21 protein-coding genes, 1 other RNA gene and 1 pseudogene are annotated in these 21180 nt (G+C 72.3%); 12 read left to right on the plus strand and 11 right to left on the minus strand.

Features of this window, described 5'->3' with window-relative positions:
• Positions 1–239: 239 nt before the first annotated feature.
• On the minus strand, positions 240–836 hold the full coding sequence (locus tag AXW62_RS15410; protein WP_252368621.1) for a class I SAM-dependent methyltransferase: 597 nt from the start codon (positions 834–836) through the stop codon (positions 240–242).
• 246 nt (positions 837–1082) lie between these two features.
• On the opposite strand from AXW62_RS15410, the gene AXW62_RS15415 reads away from it, so the two are divergent.
• The gene (locus AXW62_RS15415) at positions 1083–2537 is read left to right on the plus strand and encodes an MFS transporter (RefSeq protein ID WP_060945051.1); all 1455 of its coding nucleotides are present in this window, start codon (positions 1083–1085) and stop codon (positions 2535–2537) included.
• A gap of 2 nt (positions 2538–2539) precedes the next feature.
• Here the strand turns inward: AXW62_RS15415 and AXW62_RS46660 are convergent, their stop codons facing one another.
• Positions 2540–2665 (minus strand): hypothetical protein, encoded by a 126-nt coding sequence (locus tag AXW62_RS46660; protein ID WP_280142939.1) that lies wholly within the window; start codon positions 2663–2665, stop codon positions 2540–2542.
• A gap of 322 nt (positions 2666–2987) precedes the next feature.
• On the opposite strand from AXW62_RS46660, the gene chsH3 reads away from it, so the two are divergent.
• The 3 genes from chsH3 to AXW62_RS15430 all read left to right on the plus strand — a co-directional run bounded on the left by chsH3 (position 2988) and on the right by AXW62_RS15430 (position 6027).
• Positions 2988–3842, plus strand: coding sequence for an enoyl-CoA hydratase ChsH3 (gene chsH3 / locus AXW62_RS15420; RefSeq protein WP_060945052.1), 855 nt, complete (start codon positions 2988–2990; stop codon positions 3840–3842).
• Between the two features lie 161 nt (positions 3843–4003).
• Entirely contained in the window at positions 4004–5089 is a 1086-nt protein-coding gene (locus AXW62_RS15425) for a Zn-dependent alcohol dehydrogenase (RefSeq protein ID WP_060945053.1), read from the plus strand.
• Positions 5074–6027, plus strand: coding sequence for a 3-oxoacyl-ACP reductase (locus AXW62_RS15430; protein WP_060945054.1), 954 nt, complete (start codon positions 5074–5076; stop codon positions 6025–6027). Before AXW62_RS15425 ends, AXW62_RS15430 begins: the two co-directional genes overlap by 16 nt.
• A 327-nt stretch (positions 6028–6354) precedes the next feature.
• On the opposite strand, the gene AXW62_RS44480 is transcribed toward AXW62_RS15430, so the two are convergent.
• Together AXW62_RS44480 and AXW62_RS47115 are read right to left on the minus strand one after the other, a co-directional pair.
• Positions 6355–6516, minus strand: coding sequence for a hypothetical protein (locus tag AXW62_RS44480; protein WP_169808136.1), 162 nt, complete (start codon positions 6514–6516; stop codon positions 6355–6357).
• Positions 6517–6653: 137 nt separating this feature from the next.
• Complete coding sequence (locus tag AXW62_RS47115) at positions 6654–8765, minus strand: hypothetical protein (RefSeq protein WP_370682915.1); 2112 nt, start codon at positions 8763–8765, stop codon at positions 6654–6656.
• A 698-nt stretch (positions 8766–9463) separates the two neighbouring features.
• Here AXW62_RS47115 and AXW62_RS15440 point away from each other — a divergent pair.
• The 5 genes from AXW62_RS15440 (at position 9464) to AXW62_RS15460 (ending at position 13133) form a co-directional block, all read left to right on the plus strand.
• Positions 9464–10324, plus strand: coding sequence for a Nif3-like dinuclear metal center hexameric protein (locus AXW62_RS15440; RefSeq protein WP_060945055.1), 861 nt, complete (start codon positions 9464–9466; stop codon positions 10322–10324).
• A 141-nt stretch (positions 10325–10465) separates the two neighbouring features.
• Positions 10466–11209, plus strand: coding sequence for a zinc ribbon domain-containing protein (locus AXW62_RS15445; RefSeq protein ID WP_107406298.1), 744 nt, complete (start codon positions 10466–10468; stop codon positions 11207–11209).
• 4 nt (positions 11210–11213) lie between these two features.
• A complete protein-coding gene (locus AXW62_RS15450) occupies positions 11214–12389 on the plus strand; it encodes a bifunctional RNase H/acid phosphatase (protein ID WP_060945057.1) in 1176 nt (391 codons plus the stop codon).
• 52 nt (positions 12390–12441) lie between these two features.
• Positions 12442–12738, plus strand: a complete 297-nt coding sequence (locus AXW62_RS15455) for a hypothetical protein (RefSeq protein ID WP_060945058.1) — start codon at positions 12442–12444, stop codon at positions 12736–12738.
• On the plus strand, positions 12720–13133 hold the full coding sequence (locus AXW62_RS15460; protein ID WP_060945059.1) for a DNA-binding protein: 414 nt from the start codon (positions 12720–12722) through the stop codon (positions 13131–13133). Before AXW62_RS15455 ends, AXW62_RS15460 begins: the two co-directional genes overlap by 19 nt.
• 68 nt (positions 13134–13201) lie before the next feature.
• Here the strand turns inward: AXW62_RS15460 and eda are convergent, their stop codons facing one another.
• Both eda and yaaA read right to left on the minus strand, forming a co-directional pair.
• On the minus strand, positions 13202–13852 hold the full coding sequence (gene eda, locus AXW62_RS15465; RefSeq protein WP_060945071.1) for a bifunctional 4-hydroxy-2-oxoglutarate aldolase/2-dehydro-3-deoxy-phosphogluconate aldolase: 651 nt from the start codon (positions 13850–13852) through the stop codon (positions 13202–13204).
• A 284-nt stretch (positions 13853–14136) separates the two neighbouring features.
• On the minus strand, positions 14137–14940 hold the full coding sequence (gene yaaA, locus AXW62_RS15470; protein WP_060945060.1) for a peroxide stress protein YaaA: 804 nt from the start codon (positions 14938–14940) through the stop codon (positions 14137–14139).
• 204 nt (positions 14941–15144) lie between these two features.
• Here yaaA and AXW62_RS15475 point away from each other — a divergent pair, with 204 nt between their 5' ends.
• Positions 15145–15720: a Uma2 family endonuclease gene (locus tag AXW62_RS15475; RefSeq protein WP_060945072.1), complete on the plus strand. Its 576-nt coding sequence runs from the start codon at positions 15145–15147 to the stop codon at positions 15718–15720.
• A gap of 44 nt (positions 15721–15764) precedes the next feature.
• Positions 15765–16170, plus strand: an RNA gene (rnpB, locus tag AXW62_RS15480) — RNase P RNA component class A.
• A gap of 478 nt (positions 16171–16648) precedes the next feature.
• On the opposite strand, the gene AXW62_RS15485 is transcribed toward rnpB, so the two are convergent.
• From AXW62_RS15485 to AXW62_RS15500, 5 genes and pseudogenes are all read right to left on the minus strand, one after another.
• Positions 16649–17230 carry a hypothetical protein gene (locus AXW62_RS15485; protein ID WP_063817594.1) on the minus strand — a complete coding sequence of 194 codons (582 nt, stop codon included), beginning with the start codon at positions 17228–17230 and terminating at the stop codon, positions 16649–16651.
• 388 nt (positions 17231–17618) lie between these two features.
• Positions 17619–18209 (minus strand): SIS domain-containing protein, encoded by a 591-nt coding sequence (locus AXW62_RS42850; protein WP_102884910.1) that lies wholly within the window; start codon positions 18207–18209, stop codon positions 17619–17621.
• 153 nt (positions 18210–18362) lie between these two features.
• Positions 18363–18875: pseudogene (locus AXW62_RS42855) on the minus strand (transposase); the annotation flags it as partial.
• A gap of 11 nt (positions 18876–18886) precedes the next feature.
• Positions 18887–19231, minus strand: a complete 345-nt coding sequence (locus AXW62_RS47120) for a zinc-binding dehydrogenase (protein WP_370682916.1) — start codon at positions 19229–19231, stop codon at positions 18887–18889.
• A gap of 6 nt (positions 19232–19237) precedes the next feature.
• Positions 19238–20122 carry a helix-turn-helix transcriptional regulator gene (locus AXW62_RS15500; protein WP_060945062.1) on the minus strand — a complete coding sequence of 295 codons (885 nt, stop codon included), beginning with the start codon at positions 20120–20122 and terminating at the stop codon, positions 19238–19240.
• A 337-nt stretch (positions 20123–20459) separates the two neighbouring features.
• Between AXW62_RS15500 and AXW62_RS15505 the strand changes: the two genes are divergently transcribed.
• Entirely contained in the window at positions 20460–21158 is a 699-nt protein-coding gene (locus AXW62_RS15505) for a type 1 glutamine amidotransferase domain-containing protein (RefSeq protein WP_060945063.1), read from the plus strand.
• The last annotated feature ends 22 nt before the right edge of the window (positions 21159–21180 follow it).

Raw genomic sequence — 21180 nt, forward strand, 5'->3', positions numbered from 1 at the left:
GGTCGGGTGCTGCGCGCTGTCGCCGGGCGCGGCGGCTGCCGGGCCTTCCGGCTGGCCCCGGCCGCGCGGGCGCGCTCGCCGCGGATGGCTCGAGGGGCGTCGGTCGCCGTCTGCTGCTCGGAGCGGGGCGTCGGCCGCCATCTGCCACCGAGAAACGGAAGTGGCGGGACGGGCCGGGGCTCCCCGGACATGTGCTCGCGATCAGGACGGGCCGGGGCGCCCCGGCCATGTGCTCGCGATCAGGCGGGCGGTGCGGCCGTGGTGCGGCGCAGGACGCGCAGCGAGCGGGTCGCGGAGACCTCGGTGAACGCGCCGGAGGCGAGCGCCCTGCGGTAGATCCGGTACGGCGCCTGACCGCCGTCGGCCGGGTCGGGGAAGACGTCGTGTATCACCAGCAGCCCGCCCGGCGCGAGATGCGGGGCCCAGCCCTCGTAGTCGGCGCTCGCGTGCTCGTCGGTGTGTCCGCCGTCGATGAACACCAGCCCGACCGGCCGCCCCCACACCGCCGCGACCTGCGGGGACCGCCCGACCACGGCGATGACATGGTCCTCGAGACCCGCCCGGTGCAGGGTGCGGCGGAAGGTCGGCAGCGTGTCCATCCGCCCGGTCTCGGGGTCCACCACCTCCGGGTCGTGGTACTCCCAGCCCGGCTGCTGCTCCTCCGAACCCCGGTGGTGGTCCACGGTCACGGCGACCGTTCCCGCCGCGCGGGCGGCGTCGGCCAGCAGGATGGTGGAGCGCCCGCAGTACGTGCCGACCTCCACCAGCGGCAGCCCCAGCTCGGCCGCCGCCTCGGCGGCCGCGGCGTACAGGGCGAGCCCCTCGTCCAGCGGCATGAAGCCCTTCGCCTCCTCGAAGGCGTCGAGCACGGTGCGGTCGGGGGCCGTGGGCGCGGCGGCGGCAGCAGACTGGGTCACCCGCTCATCCTGCCGCACCGCCACCGGCCCGCGGCGCCCAGGGTCACGAGCCCTCGACGGGCGCCCACCGGGGACATAGCCGGGGACGTACTGGGTCCCGCGCCCTCCCCAATTGCGCAGAAACGCCGATGCGCAGGACGGGTTCCGGATGCGAGCATCGCCGTTATGGCCACCCCAACGCCCCTCCCCTCGGAAACCGCAGCCACCGCCCGGGCCCCGCGCGCCTCGCCCCCGGTCTGGGCGGTCCTGCTGGCCGCCTGCGCCGGGCAGTTCCTGGTGGTGCTCGACGTCTCGGTGGTGAACGTGGCGCTGCCGTCGATGCGTACGGACCTGGGGCTCGGCGAGACCGGGCTGCAGTGGGTGGTGAACGCCTACGCGCTCACCTTCGCCGGGTTCCTGCTGCTCGGCGGGCGCGCCGCCGATCTCTTCGGGCGCAAACGGGTCTTCCTCGCCGGGCTCGGGCTGTTCACCGCGGCCAGCCTCGCCGGTGGCCTCGCACAGGAGCCCTGGCAGCTGATCGTCGCCCGCTCGCTGCAGGGCATCGGCGCGGCCGTGCTCTCCCCGGCCACCCTCACCATCCTCACCACCACCTTCCCGACCGGCGCGGCCCGCACCCGGGCCATCGGCACCTGGACGGCGGTCGGCGCCGGCGGGGGCGCGGCGGGCGGGTTGGTCGGCGGTGTGCTCACCGAGTACCTGTCCTGGCGCTGGGTGCTGCTGGTCAACGTGCCGGTGGGCATCGTGGTGCTGGTGGCCGCGGCGGTGTGGCTGACCGAGGGCCGCTCCGGGGTGGTACGGCGGCTCGACGTACCGGGCGCGGTGCTGGTCACGGCGGGCGTCGCGGCGCTCGCGTACGGCATCGTGCAGACCGAACCGCACGGCTGGACCGCCGCCGCCTCGCTCGGCCCGCTGCTCGCCGGGCTCGTGCTGCTCGCGGTGTTCGTGGCCGTCGAGGCGCGTACGCGGGAGCCGCTGATGCCGCTGCGGCTGTTCCGCATCCGGGCGGTGTCGGCGGCGAACGCGGTGATGGTGGTGTGTGGCGGCGGCATGTTCGCCATGTGGTACCTCATGTCGCTCTACCTGCAGAACGTGTTGCACTTCAGCCCGGTGAAGGCCGGGCTCGCCTTCCTGCCGCACAGCCTGTCGATCGTCGTCGGCTCGAAGCTCGCGCCCCGGCTGATGGCCCGGGTGGACGGCAAGCTGCTGGCGATCGCGGGCGGCTCGCTGGCCGTCGTCGGCTACGCGTGGCAGAGCCGGATGGGCGCCGACGGCACCTATGTGGGGACGGTCCTGGGCCCCGCGATCATCATGTCCCTCGGGTCCGGGCTGATGATGACCCCGCTCGCCGCCTCCGCCACCTCCGGCGCCGCCCCCTCCGAGGCGGGGCTGGTGTCCGGGCTGGTCAACACCTCGCGGCAGATCGGCGGTGCGCTCGGCCTGACCGTGCTGGCCACGGTCGCGGCCGAGCGGACCGCGGCACGCGGCGGGGCCGGGCCGGAGGCGCTCGCGGCCGGGTACGGCCACGCCTTCGTCGTGGCCACCGGGATCATCGCGGCGGCGGTGGTGCTGATGGCCGTCCTGCTGCCGCGGACGCCCGCGGCCACCCGCGATTCGTCATAGCTTCATGGGCCCAGCAGGTCGTGCGGATCGCGGGAGAATCGCAGCCGCTCCTTCTCCACCGCCGTACGGGCCAGCTCCTGGCGGGTTGGCCCGGCGGCTGAGCCGCTCGATGCGCTCGGCGGCGACATACATGCGTCCGACCTTACGGATCCCCGTATGAGCTGGGCAGATGCGGATGTCAGGGGACGGCCGTGACATATGTCCCAGGGGCTTCGGCACCCTGACCGCCGTCACCTGACGTGCCGTCAGTTCAGGCTGTCGGCGCCCTTCCCCCTTCGGGGCGATTGGGCTATACAGGGTGCCATCGGCTAGAACGCGTTCTACCTGCCCATGCCGGTGGCGCGACCCGGCCGACCAGTAACGACCCCGGCGCGGCCGACGGTGCGGACGGGCGGGCCGGGGTCTTCCGACCGAGGCCGAGCGAGCGGACCCAAGGAGTGCTGTCGCCCTATGCCCATTGATGCCGCCAAGGCCGTCTCGGCCGAACCCCGGACCACGGCTCTCACCTGGGGGCACAAGGACATCCTGCTCTACCACCTGGGCATCGGCGCCGGTGTCCCCGCCACCGACCCCGACGAACTCCGCTACACCCTGGAGAGCAGGCTCCATGTGCTTCCCAGCTTCGCGACGGTCGCGGGTGGCGGCATGGCGCTCGCGGGGGGCCTGACCGCGCCCGGCATCGATGTGGACCTCGCCGCCGTGCTGCACGGCGGCCAGACCGTCGAGCTGCACCGGCCGATCCCGGTGAGCGGGGACGCCACCCAGACCTCGAAGGTCGCCGCGGTGTACGACAAGGGCAAGGCGGCCGTCATCGTGCTGCGCACCGATGTCGCCGACGCGGACGGCCCGCTGTGGACCTGCGACACCCGGATCTTCGTCCGGGGAGAGGGCGGCTTCGGGGGCGAGCGCGGCCCCTCCGAGCGCGTGCAGGCGCCGGCCCGCGAACCGGACCGCACCGTGGAGCGGGCCATCCGGGAGGACCAGGCGCTGCTCTACCGGCTCTCCGGGGACTGGAACCCGCTCCACGCCGACCCCGAATTCGCCAAGGTGGCCGGGTTCGAGAAGCCCATCCTGCACGGGCTGTGCTCGTACGGGATGGTCCTCAAGGCGGTCGTGGACACGGTGCTGGACGGGGACGTCGCCCGGGTGCGCTCGTACACCACCCGCTTCGCCGGGGTGGTCTATCCCGGCGAGACCCTGCGCGTCCGGATGTGGCGGGACCGGGCGCGCGTCCAGGTGACGGCGACCGCCGTCGAGCGGGACGACGCACCGGTCCTCACCGACACCATCGTCGAGCACGCTTGACCCGGCCTGGGCCGACTTGGCCTGGACTGGGCTTACTTCACCTGGCCTGGGCCGACGTGATCCGGCCCGGACCAGCCCGACCCGGCCCCATCCGGCCCGATTTAGCCTGATCCGACCTGATCCGGTTTGGTTCCCAAGGACTCGATCCCCGAGGAGGCGTCGTGCGCGCTGCCGTACTGCATGAGACGGGACAGGACAAGCTCGAGGTCCTCGACGACATCGAGGCGGTGGGTTTCGGCCCCGGCAAGGTCCGGCTGCGGGTGAGGGCCACCGGACTGTGCCACTCCGACCTCTCCGCGATGGCCGGGGTGCTGCCGCAGCCCGCGCCCTTCGTCCCCGGCCACGAGGGCGCCGGCGAGATCGTCGAGGTGGGCGACGGGGTGACCGCGCTGAGCGCGGGCGACCGGGTGCTGGTGTGCTGGCTGCCCGCGTGCGGCGGCTGTCCGTCCTGTCGCCGTGGCCAGACCGAGCTGTGCCTGACCGGGTTCATGAACGCCGGTACCCCCGGTTTCCGGCGCCCCGGCGGCAGCCCGGAAGAGGTCTTCGGCATGTCCGGGACCGGCACCTTCGCCGAGGAGATCGTCCTGCCCGCGTCCTGCGCCGTGCCGATCCCCGACGACCTCCCGTACGACATCGCGGCCCTCATCGGCTGCGGGGTGACCACCGGGCTCGGGGCCGTCTTCAACACCGCCCGGGTGGAAGCCGGTTCGTCGGTCGCGGTGATCGGCTGCGGCGGGGTGGGCATCAGCGTCATCCAGGGGGCCAGGGCGTCGGGTGCCGCCCAGATCGTCGCCATCGACCCCGTGGAGTCGCGGCGCGAGGCCGCGCTGCGGTTCGGGGCCACCGAGGCGGTGGCGCCGGACGGCCTGGACGGCGCCAAGGACAGCGTCACGGCGGGCGAGGGCTTCGACTACGTCTTCGAGGTCGTGGGCCGTTCCGACACCGCCCGCCGGGCCTATGAGGCCACCCGGCGCGGCGGCACGCTGTGCGTGGTCGGGGCCGGGGCGATGGACGACTTCGTGCGGTTCAACATGTTCGAGCTGTTCTTCGACGAGAAGCGGATCCTGCCCTCGCTGTACGGCGGGGGCGATGTGCTCCGCTCCTACCGGCGGACCATCGACCTGTGGCGGGCGGGGCGGATCGACCTCGAGGGGCTGATCACCCACCGGGTGCGGCTCGGCGAGATCAACGACGCGATCGGCCAGATGCGGACCGGGGAGGCGCTGCGCACATGCGTGGAGATGTGACGGGCCCGCTGGCCGGGAAGACCGCGATCGTCACCGGCGCGGGCCGCGGCCTCGGCCGCGCCGAGGCCCTGGAACTGGCCCGGCTGGGCGCCGCCGTCGTCGTCAACGACTACGGCCAGGGCGGGCGCGACGGCACCGGCGAGGCATCGGCCGGTCCCGCCGAAGAGGTCGCCGAGGAGATCCGCGCGGCCGGTGGCCGTGCCACGGCCCATGCGGGCGATGTCGCCGACTTCGCGCGGGCGGAAGAACTCGTCCAGCTCGCGATCGACACCTACGGCGGGCTGGACGTCCTGGTCAACAACGCGGGCATCCTGCGGGACCGGATGGTCTTCTCGATGAGCGAGGAGGAGTGGGACGCGGTGATCCGCGTCCACCTCAAGGGCCACTTCAACACCATCCGCTTCGCCGCCGCGCACTGGCGCGAGCGGTCCAAGGCGGCACAGGGCGGCCCGGTCCACGGCCGGATCATCAACACCTCCTCCGAGGCGTTCCTCGCCGGGTCGCCGGGCCAGCCGAACTACGCGGCGGCGAAGGGCGGCATCGTCGGGCTGACCACTTCCACGGCGGCGGCGCTCGCCAAGTACGGGGTGACTGCGAACACCATCTGCCCGCGCGCCCGCACCAGGATGACCGAGGAGGTCTTCGCGGACTTCGAGCTCCCGGAGGACGGCCGTCTCGACCCCCTCGCCCCCGAACACGCGGCCCCGCTCGTCGGCTACCTCGCCTCACCGGCCGCGGCGAAGGTGACCGGCCAGGTGTTCGTGGTGCACGGCGGCATGGTGGCGGTCCTGGAACGGCCCAAGGTGGCGGCGAAACTGGACGCGAAAGGCGATGCCTTCGACTACGAGGAGCTGGACGCGGCGCTCACGCCGTACTTCGCGGAGCGCGGCGGGCAGAACTTCGCGGCGGTGGAGGTGCTGGGGCTCAGGCGGGGATGACGGCCCTCGGGCGGTGCGCCTGCGCTCGCGGGAGGGGCTGGGGCCCGAGCGGGAGTGACGGCCCACCGGCTGGGACGACGCGCGCTCGCTGGAGGGGGTGGGCCTGATGCGGGGGCTACGGCCTTGGGCCGGGGCGTCCTGCGCTGGCCGGGCGGGGCTGGGGCTCAGAGGGGGGCGACGGCCCACCGGCCGGGGTGCCGCGATCGCCGGGTGGGCCGGACCTCCCAGCGGAAATCCGGCCCGTCCCACGATCGAGGACGATCTGGACGATCCTCGGACCCCTATGCGGACAGTCCTCGGACACCCGTCACGATGATCTTCAGCGCATCAGGAGGCGTTCTTGTTCGGGCGGCGGTGGCGGCCGTGGGCCGGTGCCTGGGTCTCCTCCGACGCGGCCTGCCCCCGGTGCTTGCCCAGACCGCCATCGGCCTGGGCCGCGGCGGCGTCCCGGGGGCGCGTCTGGGTCGTGTCGATGTGGGTTTCGGACATGGTGGGTACGTCACCCCGTCAGGTCTCTTTGTACTGTGCGAAAGGGGCTGACCACGATGTCGCACGGTCTTCCATGCGCATCACCCGGGGCGTCCCGCGCATTGGCGGCACGCAGTGACGCGCAGCCCCGGCCGAGTCTAACCAGGGCGGTGATCGCGGACCCAGCGGGGTGGCCGGGCCAGCGGAGGGCGGGCCAGCGGGGCCTGTTGCAGTGGTACGGGCCGCAGGGCCGGGCCCGTACCACTGCCAAGGCCACTGCCAAGGCCACTGCCAAGGCCACTGCCGGGGTCAGGCTCGGGCCCCATCTCCTGCTCGACCCCGGCCCATGACCCGGTCCCGCCCCAGGGCTCGACACCGGAGCCTGCCTCGGGGTCCAGCGCCCGCCCCCGTACCGGCGCAGGCTCCGGCGGCCGCGGCGGTGTCAGCCCGGGTGCGTGCACGGGGGCGGGTCCGCCGGGACCGACCCGGGTCCACGGTGTGATCCTCGTCGCGATCCCGTCCGCGGGGGCCGCCGTCCGCGGCGCCTGGACCACCCGCGCCCCGGTCCCGGAGGTGGCCGGTCCGGACGGCTCGGCCTTCCGGGCTACCCGGGTCACCCGCGCGATCCGCCGTGCCCCTGTGGCGTCGTCCAGTCTCCACGTTCCCGTGGTGGCGTCGGGTCTCTGTCGCGTGCCTGTGGTGTCGTCCGGTGGCCAGGGCGTCCCTGCCGTGTCGTTCGGCTGCCAGGGTGTTCCCGTGGTGTCGTCGGGCTTCTGTCGTGCCGCTGTGGTGTCGTCCAGTCTCCAGGGCGTCCCTGCCGTGTCGTTCGGTCGCCAGGGTGTCCCCGTGGTGTCGTCGGGTCTCTGTCGCGTGCCTGTGGTGTCGTTCGGTCGCCAGGGCGTCCCCGTCGCGTCGTCCGGTCGCCAGGGCGTCCCCGTGGTGTCGTCCGGTCTCCACGGCGCCCCCGTCGCGTCGTCCGGTCTCTGCCGCGCCCTCGTCGCGTCGTGCGGTCGCCACGGCGGCGCCGGTGCCCCGGGCGGCGGCGCCGCGCTCGTGGCGGCCGACGCCTCCGGGACGTCCGCCATCCGCCCCGTACCCGGCCCGCCCGGCGCCGCCGCCCAGGCACCCTGCGACAGCCTTGGCCTCCCCGGCGCCCCCGGCCTCCCCTGCGCCCCCGGTGTCCCCGGCCTCCCCTGCGCCCCCGGTGTCCCCGGCCTCTCAGACATCCCCGGCATCCCCGGTGCCCCGGGCAGACGTACCCGGGCCAGTCCGCAGGGCACCTGGGGGGTCACGTACGGCAGCCGCAGCTCACCGTCCCGGGTCCACAGGCCCGCGCCCGGAAGCCAGCCCTCCGGTGCCGGGAACTCGCGCAACCGCCGCTCCGCCGGGCGCCATACGCCCACCCACGGCCGCCCGGCCCCGCCCGGCCCGTCGATGCGGAAGGCCACCGCGCACGCCTCCGGCGTCAGCACCTGCCCCGGCTGCATCGCGAACGGAGTGGCCCCCCATCGCCCCGCGGACCGCAGACAGTCCGGGAACCTCACCGGCCGGGCGCTGCCCAGCACCCCCCACCCCAACCGCTCGTCCCCGGGCGCGTCGGACCGTACGAGCAGCAGACCGCTGTCGGGGTCGGCGAGCAGCAGCCGGTCGTCGCTGCGCTCGGTGATCTGCAGCAGCGGGCTGGTCTCACCGCCCCGCCGCAGATCGACCACCACCGTCTTCGTCCGGCCGTCGAGTTCGCGGTCGAGCGCCAGCAGCCGGCCGGTGCGGTCCAGCCAGTTGCCGCCGGTGCAGCGGCCCGGCACCTCGGCCACGTGCTGGGGGACGAGGACACCGCCGCCGAACACCAGCCAGACGGAGGTGGACCGCTGCCCGCGCCCCAGCGCGAAGGCGCACAGGCCGCCGGGCGCGGGCGGCAGCAGCGAGACCTCGGCGTGGTCGATGGCGCCGAGCGGGCGCTCACCGGTGCCCGGCCCGGCCGGATAGAGCAGGGAGAAGGCGTGGTGACCGGCCACCCGGCGGTGGATGAGCACCTGCCCGTCGGCGAGCGGCAGAAGTTCGCTGTCCGGCTCCTCGGGCTGGGCGGCGGGCAGCGGCACGGCGTAGGGCTCGGGGCCGTCCAGCGTCCAGCGCTCCGGATACCAGCAGCCCGCCTTCCCGCTGAGCGTGAGCCGCGCGCCGTACGAGCGGTCCGAGGCGATGGTGAAACCCCCTCGTGGCCGGTCGCCGACGCCCCCGGTGAGGGCGGTGTCGAAGGCACAGGCAGTCATCGATCGGTCACCTCCGGCCACCGAAAGTAGTTTTCATACTCCCTGCCGAAGGCCGTAATGGGCGTGCTCCACCCGTAAGTGTGGCTGCTGCCCGATTCGCTTGAGAGGTCGCGGACGAATGTGCTGTAAGCGGCTGAGGGGGTGGTTTGTGACGAAAGTAAGGTCCACCTAAGTGCGTTTGGCGCGCTCCCCGGAACGCGCGCCCCAGCTTCCCAGGAGCCCCGTCATGTCCCTGCGCGCCCGCGGCAGTGCCGCCCTCGCCCTCGCCCTGGCCGGGGCGCTGTCCCTCACCGCCTGCGGATCGTCCGACGACGGCGCGGGCGGCGCCAGGGGCAAGGGCGGGGGCGGGAAGTCCGTCGCGCAGGGCGGCAAGGACTTCGCCAGGATGTCTCCGGCGTCGAGTGGACGCCCTTGCCGGGCGGGCGTTTCCACCGGGTGGACGTCTCCGGCGCCGGGCGGATGGCCCTGCAGGGCGGGCGTTTCCACGGGGCGGATGTCTCCGGCGTCGGACGGACACCTCCGGCGTCGGGCGGATGCCTCCGCCGGGCGCTCGGCGCGCGCCGTGTACCGGCCGAGCGCCCGAGCGGCCGAGCGCCCGAGCCGTCTCCGACTGCCTCCGCCCCGCCTCCCGCCGGGTGGTCGCGCTGGGTGAAGGCCGGGGCAGGGCTCAGCGGTGATCCGGGAGGTAGCCTTGCCCCGTGCCCGCACTCAACGACGTCCTCGCCGCACTCGACGCCCTCTGGCCGCCCGAGCGGGCGGAGCAGTGGGACGCCGTCGGCACGGTGTGCGGTGACCCCGACGCCGAGGTCACCCGCGTGCTGTTCGCCGTCGACCCCGTCCAGGAAGTGGTCGACGAGGCGGTGACCCTCGGCGCCGATCTGCTGATCACCCACCATCCGCTCTATCTGCGGGGGACGACCACGGTCGCCGCCTCCACCTTCAAGGGCCGGGTGGTGCACACGCTGATCAAGAACGACATCGCCCTGCACGTCGTGCACACCAACGCCGACACCGCCGACCCCGGCGTCTCCGACGCCCTCGCCGGAGCGCTCGACCTGCGGGTCGTCGGCCCGCTGGTGCCCGACGCGACCGACCCCGAGGGCCGCCGGGGCCTGGGCCGGATCTGCGAGCTGGACCACCCCGAGACGCTGCGGGAGTTCACCGAGCGCGCCGCCGCCCGGCTGCCCGCCACCGCGCAGGGCATCCGGGCCGCCGGTGACCCGGACCGCACGGTGCGCCGGGTCGCCGTCAGCGGCGGCTCCGGCGACAGCCTCTTCGGCGCGGTGCGCGCGGCCGGGGTCGACGCGTTCCTCACCGCCGATCTGCGCCACCACCCGTCCTCGGAGGCGCGGGAGCACAGCGATATCGCCCTGGTGGACGCCGCGCACTGGGCCACCGAGTGGCCCTGGACCGAGCAGGCCGCGGCCCAGCTGGACGAGATCTCCGACCGGCACGGCTGGGGCCTGCGGACGCATGTCTCCCGTACCGTCACCGACCCCTGGACGGCCCACGCCGCGGCCCCGGCCGCCCGCGCGGCCGCTCCGTCCTTCTCCGCTTGACGTCCGCTCGATCCGTTCGATCCACTCGATCCACTGGAACCGTTCGATCCACTGGAACCGTTCGATCCGCTCGATCCGTTCGATCCTCAGCTCGACCTCGCTATCGCCGTTCCGTCCCATCGACTCCCCTGGAGCCCCACGCTGAATGCCGCGCCCGCCGATCAGATCCGCCTCCTCGACGTCCAGGCGCTCGACGTCCGGCTGTCGCAGCTCGCGCACAAGCGCAGGACGCTGCCCGAGCACGCCGAGATCGAGACGCTGAACGCCGATCACACCCAGCTGCGTGACCTGCTCATCGCCGCGCAGACCGAGGAGAGCGACACCGCTCGCGAACAGACCAAGGCCGAGCAGGACGTGGACCAGGTGCGCCAGCGCGCCGCCCGCGACCAGAAGCGCCTGGACTCGGGCGCCGTCACCTCGCCCAAGGACCTGGAGAACCTCCAGCGCGAGATCGCCTCCCTCGCCAAGCGCCAGAGCGACCTGGAGGACGTCGTCCTGGAGGTCATGGAGCGCCGGGAGTCCGTCCAGGAGCGGGTCACCGAGCTGACCGGGCGGGTGGAGTCCCTCCATGCCAAGATCAGTGACGCCACCTCGCGCCGGGACGCGGCGGCCGAGGAGATCGACGCCGAGGTCGCGACCGTCACCAAGGAGCGCGAGGTGATCGCCGGGACCATCCCCGCCGACCTGCTGAAGCTCTACGACAAGCTGCGCGAGCAGCAGGGCGGTATCGGCGCGGCCCGGCTCTACCAGCGGCGCTGCGACGGCTGCCGCCAGGAGCTGGCCATCACCGAGCTCAACGAGGTGCGGTCGGCGGCCCCCGACACGGTGGTGCGGTGCGAGAACTGCCGCCGGATCCTGGTCCGTACGCCCGAGTCGGGGCTGTAGTCCGATGGCGCGGCGCTTCGTCGTCGAGGCGGACGGCGGGTCCCGGGGCAACCCGGGGCCGGCCGGTTACGGCGCGGTGGTGAGCGACGCGGAGACCGGCGAGACGCTCGCCGAGGTGGCCGAGTACATCGGCACCGCGACCAACAACGTCGCCGAGTACAAGGGCCTGGTCGCCGGGTTGCGGGCGGCGTACGCCCTGGACCCGGAGGCCGAAGTCCGGGTGCGGATGGATTCCAAGCTCGTCATCGAGCAGATGTCGGGCCGTTGGAAGATCAAGCACCCGGACATGCGTCCGCTGGCCACCGAGGCCAAGGCGGTCTTCCCGGCCGGCCGGATGTCGTACGAGTGGATCCCGCGCGAGCGGAACAAGCACGCGGACCGGCTCGCCAACGAGGCGATGGACGCGGGCAAGCGGGGCGAGCAGTGGCGGCCGAAGGTGCCGCCGGGCGGCACGCTGGCGGCGGGCGCGCCGGAGGCCGCCGCCCCCGCCGACGACGCCCTCGCCGAGCCCGCCGCCACGGGCGCTCCCGCGGTGGGCTGGGGCTCGGCGGACCTGGGCACCCCCGCCACGTTCGTCCTGCTCCGGCACGGGGAGACCCCGCTCACCCCCGAGAAGCGCTTCTCCGGCAGCGGGGGCACCGACCCCGGCCTGTCCCCGGTCGGCCGCCACCAGGCCGAGCGGGTCGCCGCCGCGCTCGCCGCACGCGGCACCATCCAGGCCGTCGTCACCTCACCGCTGCTGCGCTGCCGCGAGACCGCCGACGTGGTGGCCCGGCGCCTGGGCCTGGACGTCCGCGTCGACGAGGGGCTGCGGGAGACCGACTTCGGCGCGTGGGAGGGCCTGACCTTCGCGGAGGTCAAGGAGCGCTTCCCGGATGACCTGGCGGCATGGCTGGCCTCCAGCAAGGCGGCCCCGACCGGCGGTGGCGAAAGCTTCGCGTCGGTCGCGCGCAGGGTCGCGCTCTCCCGCGACAAGCTGATCGCCCGCTACCCGGGCCGTACGGTGCTGCTCGTCACCCATGTCACCCCGATCAAAACCCTGGTCCGGCTGGCCCTGGGCGCCCCGCCGGAGGCCCTGTTCCGCATGGAGCTCTCGGCGGCCTCGCTGTCGGCGGTGGCGTACTACGCGGACGGGAACGCGTCGTTGAGGCTGCTGAACGAGACGGCCCACCTGCGGTAGGCGCCCGCCTCTTCGCCACCCCACTTCCTACTCGTTTGATAACGTGGGGCGTATGTCTGAGTATGAGGCTGAGGCGTCGTACAGCATCGGCGAGGGGCCGGCCACCCGGGTGAGCCTCTCCCTCCCCGAAGGGACCGCCGAGGCGATTCGCTCGCGCGTCGGCAAGCGGGAGTTCTCGGCGTTCATCACCGCGGCGGTCGAGCGGGAGCTACGCGGTCAGATCCTGGACGAGTACCTGGCTGACTATGAACGGCGCGTGGGCCCGGTCTCGGCGAAGGCTCAGGAGCGGGCGCGTCAGGTCTTCGACGAGGTGTTCGCCGAGGACGAGCAGTGGCCCGCCGCAAGCTGAGCCACGACGGGACGCTCGTCCTGGACAGCGAGGGCCTCTCCAAGCTGCTGAACGATGACGAATCGGTTGTCGCCCTGGTGGCGGAGGCGCGGAGGCGGGGCATGGAAGCCGTGGTCTGCGCGCTCACCGTCATCGAGGCCGTGCATGCGCGCATCGACAAGGCCCGGCTGAGCTGGGTCCTTTCCGGTCTCCGCGTCCTCCCGGTGGGGGAGGAGGAAGCAAAGGCGGCCTCGGCGCTGCTGATGGGGGCCGCTCTGCACGGCCACACATACGCGATCGACGCGGCCGTGGCGGCGATCGCCCTCAAACAGCGGCATCCCGTTGTCATGCTGACGTCCGACGTGGACGACATGGCCAAGCTCTGCGGCGACCGGGTGCGCCTGGTCGCCGTGTGACTCGGCTCCGGCCCCGGGCCACGGTGCTGGGCCGGGGTGAGTGATCGTCGTGGCCGCGGCCGGCGTCGTCAGCCCCGCAGCGCCGCCGCTTCGCGGGCCAGGGACTCCACCCGGTCCCAGTCGCCCGCCGCCAGCGCGTCGGCGGGCAGCATCCAGGTGCCACCCACGCAGCCGACGTTGGGCAGGGCCAGGTACTCGGGCGCGTTCGAGGCGTTGACCCCGCCGGTCGGGCAGAAGCGGGCCCGGGGGAGCGGTGAGGCGAGCGCCTTCAGATACGCCGTGCCCCCGGCCGCCTCGGCCGGGAAGAACTTCATCTCCTCCACTCCGCGCTCCAGCAGCGCCACGACCTCCGAGGTGGTCGAGACGCCCGGCAGATACGGCAGCCCGGACGCGTCCAGCGCCCCCAGCAGCCGGTCCGTCCAGCCGGGCGTGACCAGGAAACGCGACCCGGCGTCGACGGCCGTCTCCACCTGCTCCGGGCTGAGCACGGTACCGGCGCCGACGACCGCGTCCGGAACCTCCTCGGCGATCGCCCGGATCGCGTCCGCGGCGGCGGGCGTCCGGAAGGTCACCTCGATCGCCGGCAGCCCGCCCGCCACCAGGGCACGCGCCAGCGGGACGGCGTCGGCGGCGTCGTGGACGACGACCACGGGGATGACGGGGGCGAGGTCGAGGAGCGAGGAACCGGAGGAGGGCACGGTGCTAGTCACGGCGCCCATCCTGCCGACGGCGAGCGCACTGCGCAATGGTGGTTGCGCATACTGCAATGACGCGGCCTGTCATGTGCGGGCCGCAAGGACGGACAGGTGTCGGGCCGCGCCGGACGAACCCGTCCCGCGGAGCTGAAGCTCGGTCACCACCACGTCCCCGCGGAGCTGAAGCTCGGTCACCACCACGTCCCGCGAGCTAAAGCTCGGTCACCGCCACGTCCCGCGGAGCTGAAGCTCGGTCACCGCCACGTCCCCGCGGAGCTGAAGCTCGGTCACCACCACGTCCCGCGGAGCTAAAGCTCGGTCACCACCACGTCCAGCGCCCAGGCCCGCCCCGCCCGCTCCGGCGGTGCGGCCTCCACCACGTACCCCAGCCCCCGCAGCGCCTCCACCAGCTCACCGGGGCCGCTCGGGTCGGCGCCGGCGGTCAGCAGGTCCCGGACCATCCGGCCCTTCGTCGCCTTGTTGAAGTGGCTGACGATGGACCGCTTCTCGACCCCGTTCACGATCTTCGACTGCACCACCCGCACCGTCGCCGTACGCTCGGCGACCGCCCCCTTGGGCTTCCAGGCCGCCGCGTACGCCGCCGAGCGGAGGTCCAGCACCAGCCCGTTCCCGGCGGCCTCGGGAAGGACGTCGGCCATCGGGGTCCGGGTCCGCCAGTAGCTGCCGAGCGCGCCCGGCCCCGGGAGCTTCACGCCCATCGAGCAGCGGTACGAGGGGATGCGGTCGTCGATCCGTACGGCACCCCACAGACCCGAGAAGACCAGCAGCGACCGCTCAGCCCGGCGGCGGGCGGCGGGCGGCAGCGTGGCGAGGCCGAGCGCGTCGTACAGCACACCGGTGTAGATCTCCCCGGCGGGCCGCGTCCCGGCCTCCCGCAGCGCCGCGTTCTTCGCGATCTCGCCGCGCAGCCCCTCGCTGAGCCCCAGCACCTCGGCGGCCTTCACCTCGTCGCCCGAGCACAGCGACACCAGCTGGTCCAGCACCTCCGCCCGCGCCGCGCCCAGCCCCGGCAGCGACAGTGATCCCAGGTCCAGCGGGGACCCGGAGCCTCCTGTGGCCTTTCCCTCGGACGGGGGCAGCAGCACGAGCACGGTCTCTCCTCGGGGTCGGGGCGTCGGGGCAACGCGAGAACGGTACGGGGCGGACCCGGACGCGGCCCCACCCGGCCGCAGCCTACGGCCTCGGCCGAAGCGCTTCTGTGCCACGATCGAGTGAGGAAGGCTCTTTCCGCGAGGTACCGGCCCCCTCGGTACCTACGCTGGCGGCGAGACAGGGAAGAGGGTGGCATGAGCGCCATGGCACACGAACCGCTCACGCGGGACCACGACGATGTCCTGCTGGAGGGTTTCTTGGCCCTGGAGACGCCAGAGGGCTTCCGGGCCGAGCTGATCGAGGGGGAAATCGTCGTGACACCGCCGCCGGACGGGGACCACGAGGATCACATCAGTCTGATCGCCGAGCAGGTGTTCACGCGGTCCGAGACCCGGATGCAGTTCTCGGGCAACAAGGGGCTCAAGGTGCCCCGTGGCGGTCTCTGCGTGCGGAACCACGTGATCCCGGACGGCACCTTCGCCCCGCGAGAGCTGCGGCTCTTCCGAGGCGCCGAGTCCTGGATGCCGTGCGACGGCGTCGCCATGGTCGCCGAGGTCACCTCGACCAAGCCGGACCGGGACCGTACGGCCAAGCGCCACTGCTACGCACGCGGCGGGATCCCCCTCTACCTGCTCGTCGACCGCGAGAAGAGCGATGTGACGCTCTTCGGCGACCCGGAGGGCGCCGACTACCGGCAGCACGTCACGGTCCCCTTCGGCAAGCAGCTCGACCTGCCCGCTCCGTTCTCCTTCGCGCTGGAGACGACCGACTTCCTCTGAGCCGACCGGGCCGCGCCGCCGGGTATCATGCTCAGCACGGCGGACGAGCCGGCCGGGCGGTCGCGTCGGGGTCCTCAGGGGCTCCGCCGAGGAACGTCCGGGCTCCACACGGCAAGGTGGTGGGTAACGCCCACCCGGGGTGACCCGCGGGACAGTGCCACAGAAAACAGACCGCCGGAGGCCGCGAGGCGTCCGGTAAGGGTGAAACGGTGGTGTAAGAGACCACCAGCGTCCGAGGTGACTCGGACGGCTCGGTAAACCCCACCTGGAGCAAGGTCAAGAGGAGCCGCCGCACGGTGGCTCTGCGCGGACGATCGAGGGCTGCCCGCCCGAGTCCGCGGGTAGACCGCACGAGGCCGGCGGCAACGCCGGTCCTAGATGGATGGCCGCCTCCCCGGGGGCCGCAAGGCCCTCGGGAGACAGAACCCGGCGTACAGGCCGACTCGTCCGCCACTGGGGGTCTCTGATCAGGGAAATTGCTGGTCAGAGGCCCTTTTTCGTGGAAACGTGAGCTTGGCCAGACCCTGGTCCGCACCGGTTCAAACGGGGCTGTGTGGCTACGTACGTAGCCGTGAAAGTAGCCATGAGCCGTAGGGCCGGAGATCGGCGGCGACAGGGCCTGACCTGCTGGAGTTTGTTTCTGGCCTGGGCCATCTGGGTGGTCTCGCCGCGGTGCCTGAGCGTGCAGCGCAGCCACTGCTGGCTTGTACCTCCCCGATAGCTCTGCTGAGTGGACGAGCACTCTTCGTCTGGTCGGCTCGGTCAAGGGCGCCCTCCGCGTCGGTGACGCGATGGGCTGTGCCCACGCTGGACGGCTGATCCGGGTCCTGGTGGCAGGTGGCTGCTGGGCGCGGCCCTCAGCTTGCGAAGCCGCCGCGAATTTCACGTAGCACTCGGTAATCGGGGCGATCCCAGGGAACCTCGGCGCTCAGTGGCCGCTGCGAGGCTCGAAGCACCCGGTCTCCAGGAACCGGCCATTGACCTTGACCTGGTAGTTGGTCGTCTGCACGAACGCGGTCACACAGGCGTCGTGACGGACGTTGAGGGCGACGCTGGCACCTGGGTTGCTGTCGGGGTCATGGGCTTGCACGAAGAGGGTTCCGCGCCCCTGCTCGCTGTCCGGGCCCTCGTTTCGGTAGCCGAGCTTGAGCAGCGCCGCGCGCACACTCTTGGCATCCCACACCTTGGCTGTCCAAAGCCGCTTAAGGACGGGCTCGATGCGGGCGGCTTCTTTGCGGGCGATCTCCTCGCTGGCGGGGGACATGTCCTTGGGGATCTTGAAGCCGTTGTTCTCGCGGTAGTGCGGGGCTCCGTCGTGGGAGTCGGGCTCCACATTGCCCCGTGCGGGGCCTACGGGGGAGTGGGTGGGCGAGGGGGAGAGGGTGGCGCCGAGGCTGGGGGCGGGGCCGGCCACCGTCGGGCCGGTGCCCTGCTGGCCGCAGGCGGTCAGGGTCAGGGCGGCGCCCAGGAAGAGGCCCGCGGCAACGTATCTGTATCTGGATATCTGCATGAGGAGGACTCTGCCACCGCGTCGGCGTGGCCAACGCCCGCTTTCGTAGTTACAGCGGGCACGGACCGGTACTCACGAAGCTGTCGACTCCTACGGCTGATCGCTCACCCAACTGGTCATGCAGGACCAGCAGGTGCGGCGACGCTACCGCAGCAAGCCTGATCACTGTCCAGCAGCGTCATCAAGGGGGTCAGTGGCCGTGGCGCGGCGGCTGGACCAAGAGGGCTGAGAACAGCGGAAGCGGGGCTGAGGCCGGTTGTCGGCCTCAGCCCCGCTGAGGTTCACCCTTCGCCCGACGCCGACCCTGTGGCCATCAGGGCTGTCGAATCGGCCCTTGCCCGGGACCCTTCGGGGAGCGCGCTCGCCGACGCTTGCGACGGCTGTGGCGTCAACTGCTGGATCGGTCTGCTTGGAAGGGCAGGCGCTCGAGGCGTTGTGCCGTGTAGGAGGCCGTATAGCCGGCGAAGAGGTGATACAGGAGGGGAGAGAACTCTTCTCGCACCGCGCCGTGCACCGGCAGGACCGCATCGGCGTGCGCGATCAGGTCCGTTTCGTTTCCGTCGACGACGGCGATGACATGCCGTCCGAGCCGGGATGCCTGCTCCGCGAGTCGCGCGGCTCGCTGCTGGGAACGTCCTGGTGGGGCGATGACGAACACGGGCATGTCGACCGGATAGGCGAACCGCTCCACATGGCTCCACTCCTCCAGGTCCTGGCCCGCCGCGAACACTCCCGCCGCTTCGGCCAGTTTCGCCGCGCCGTACTGTGCCGTCCCATGATTCGGGCCGCTTCCCACCATGGTCACCACCGGCGCTTTGGCGATCACCTCGGCAAGCCGCGCACACCGTTCTTTGATGGCTTTGGTGGTCGCGTCCATGGTGTCGGCGAGCCCGGAGAGTTCCCGGCGCAGGCTGGCCGCCACTGCTTCAGAGGAGTCGGCTCGGCGGGCTTCGGCCAGCTGGAGGGCGATGAGCAGCATGCCCAAGACGCTGGCCTGGTAGGTGCGGATCCCGGGCGAGCGCTCGGGGTGCTCCAGGTCGACCAGGAGGAAGCGGTCGGCCGCCCGGGTGACGGCGCTGCCGGGAGTGCCGGTCAGGGCCACGGTGAGCGCGCCGTCGGCCTTGGCGCGCTCGATGGCCTGGACGACGTAGATCGGACGGTTCGCGACCTGTCCGTCCCTGATCTTGACGTTGATGGCGTCCACGAACAGGACCGGGTAGACGCGGTCGAGCGGCCGGTTCTGTCATTCGGCCATGCCGTCCATGACCTTGTCGGTGATGGTGGAGATGGTCTGCTTGGACACCTCCGCTCCGTAGACCTCGGCGAGGTGAGCCGATATCTCACCGTGGGTGAGGCCCTTCGCCGAGAGCGACAGCACCATCTCGTCGACGCCGGTCAGGCGGCGCTGCCGCTTCTTGACGATCTGCGGCTCGAAGGTACCGGCGGTGTCCCGGGGCACCTTCACCTCCACCGGGCGGACGTCGGTCAGCACGGTCTTGGCCCGGGTGCCGTTGCGGCTGTTGCCGTTGTTCTTCCCGGCCGGGTCGTGCTTCTCGTAGCCGACGTGGTCGGTGATCTCGCCCTCCAGGGCGGACTCCAGCACCCGCTTGGTCAGCTGCTGCAACAGGCCGCCCTCGCCGGTCAGCTGCGACGCCGTCACCGCCAGGCCGGAACCAGCGCCGCGTCCTGCGTACGGTAGTCGACCACCCGGTGCGCGCCGGCCGCGCGTGCCAGCGCGGCCTTCGCCGGGCTCCTGACCGTGGTGACCACGCGCGCACCGGTCCAGCGGGCGAGCTGCTCCGCCGCATTGCCGACCGCCCCCGCGCCGCCCGGTGACGGGCGCCGTCGACCAGCATGTCCCAGTCCCGCAGAGGCCCCGAATCCCGGGAGACGTCCTGCCGAAGGAGTTGGCGACGGCCTGCGCGGGGGCGCGGACCAGTGAAGCCGTGCATCACTTCCGCCGCACCGGACCACGGGGACGAGGCCGCCAGGGGCGAACACCCGGGGTCAGTCGTGCTCTTGGGCTGTGCCGGTCCGGGGTGTTCCGGTGCCGGTGAGGGTCCACATGGCCAGGAGGTCGAGTGTTTGTCTGGACGACGATCCGGGTTCCGCGGTGTAGACGAAGAGGGATGTGTCGGGGTCTCCTGGCAGGGTCAGCGTCTCGTATTCCACTGTCAGTTCACCGACGAGCGCGTGGTGGAGGCGTTTGGAACCGTGGGTGCGCTGGTGGACCCGGTGCTCTTCCCACCAGCGGTCGAATTCCGTGCTCTTTCCGCGCAGCTCTGCGATGAGATCGTTCGTGGCCTGGTCGTCCGCGTCCCGTCCGATCTCCAGGCGCAGGCTTTCCACGGCGGCCCGTGCTTGGTCCTCCCAGTCGATGAACAAGGAGCGGGGTTCCTCGCCGAGGAACATCCAGCGTGCGTAGTTGCGGTGCCGTACGGGCATCTGGTCGAAGTCGGTGAACAGTGCCTTGGCCATCCGGTTGGCCGCCAGGACGTCGCTGCGGCGGCCGAGCACCAGTACCGGTTCGCCGTCGAGTGCGTCGATGAGTTGGTGAAGGCCGGGGCGGAGTCTTTGGGCGCTTCGGCTGTGACGCCGTGACGGCGCGGCCGTCACTCCGAGGAGGGTGTGAAGGTAAGTGCGTCCCGCCTCGTCGAGGCCCAGGGCGCGGCAGAGTGCGTCTACGACACCGGGCGACGGGGCGATCGGGCGTCCTTGTTCGAGCCGGGCGTAGTAGTCGGTCGACACACCGGCCAGGCGGGCGACCTCTTCACGGCGCAGGCCCGGAACACGCCGCGTGCGGTTGTCCGGCGGCAGACCGGCCTGCTCGGGATCCATTTGGCTGCGCGCCTTCCGCAGAAAGTTTCCCAGCTCACGGTTGTTGTTGGCCATGCCAGGGAGTATCGCGGGTGTGGGTGTTTCCCGCGTGGGTCTGCGAGTCCTAGTCTGCCGGGTCCGCTGTCGCGCAGGGCCTGCTATGGGCGTCTGCGGGGGCTGGTGGCAGGCCATGCTGGATGCACGTCCTCCGGGTGAGTGACCGAGGACGGATTGCGGCATGCGCACGGCACAAAGGGCTGGTCAAGGCTTCTTCGGACGGGCGGCCGATGAGCGGACCCACGGTCGGCGCTCTTGTGCCCCCTGTCGCCAGTGCGTCATGCCTGGCCACTGATTTTCCCGGAGCAAGTCGCCGCCTGCTCCGGATGTCTCTTCGCGGAAAAGGAACTCGTTCATGAGCAAGGGCAAGGTTCTCATCGTCATGTCGGCCGCCAGCGTCTGGGAACGTACCGACGGATCGAAGTACCCGACGGGTTACTGGGCGGAGGAGCTGGCCGCTCCGCACGAGAAGTTCGTGGAGGCCGGTTACACGGTCGACTTCGCTTCTCCGGGTGGGGTGCTGCAGCCGCTGGACGAGCACAGCGCCGACCCGGCGGTCGCGGGGGAGGAGTGCGGCCGCCACGTGGCACACGCCCGGAAGGCGCTGGAGGAGTTCGGCTCGCCGCTGAAGCTCGACGAGGTCAGCATCGACGACTACGTCGCGGTGGTGCTGCCCGGCGGCCACGGCCCGGTCGTCGACCTCTTCCAGGACGCCGACCTGGGCCGTCTGCTGGCCAAGGCGGACAAGGACGGGAAACTCATCGGTGCGGTCTGCCACGGTCCGGCCGCGCTGCTGAGTGCCAGGGACGAAGACGGCAACTGGCTCTTCGCCGGCCGCAGGATGACGGCGTTCACCGATGAGGAGGAGCAGCTGTTCGGCACCGCCGAGGGGGCGCCGTGGCTGCTGGCCTCCCGTCTGCGGGAGCTGGGCGCGGACCACGTCGCAGGGGCGGCCTACCAGCAGCACAACATCATCGACGGCAATCTCTTCACCGGCCAGAACCCTGCCTCCAGCGCCAGGCTGGCCGAGGACATGATCGCCGCGCTGCGCTGACACCCCCGGCGCACGAAGGGCG

Origin of the sequence: Streptomyces hygroscopicus subsp. hygroscopicus (assembly GCF_001553455.1) — a bacterium.
GTDB classification, from domain to species: Bacteria; Actinomycetota; Actinomycetes; order Streptomycetales; family Streptomycetaceae; genus Streptomyces; species Streptomyces hygroscopicus.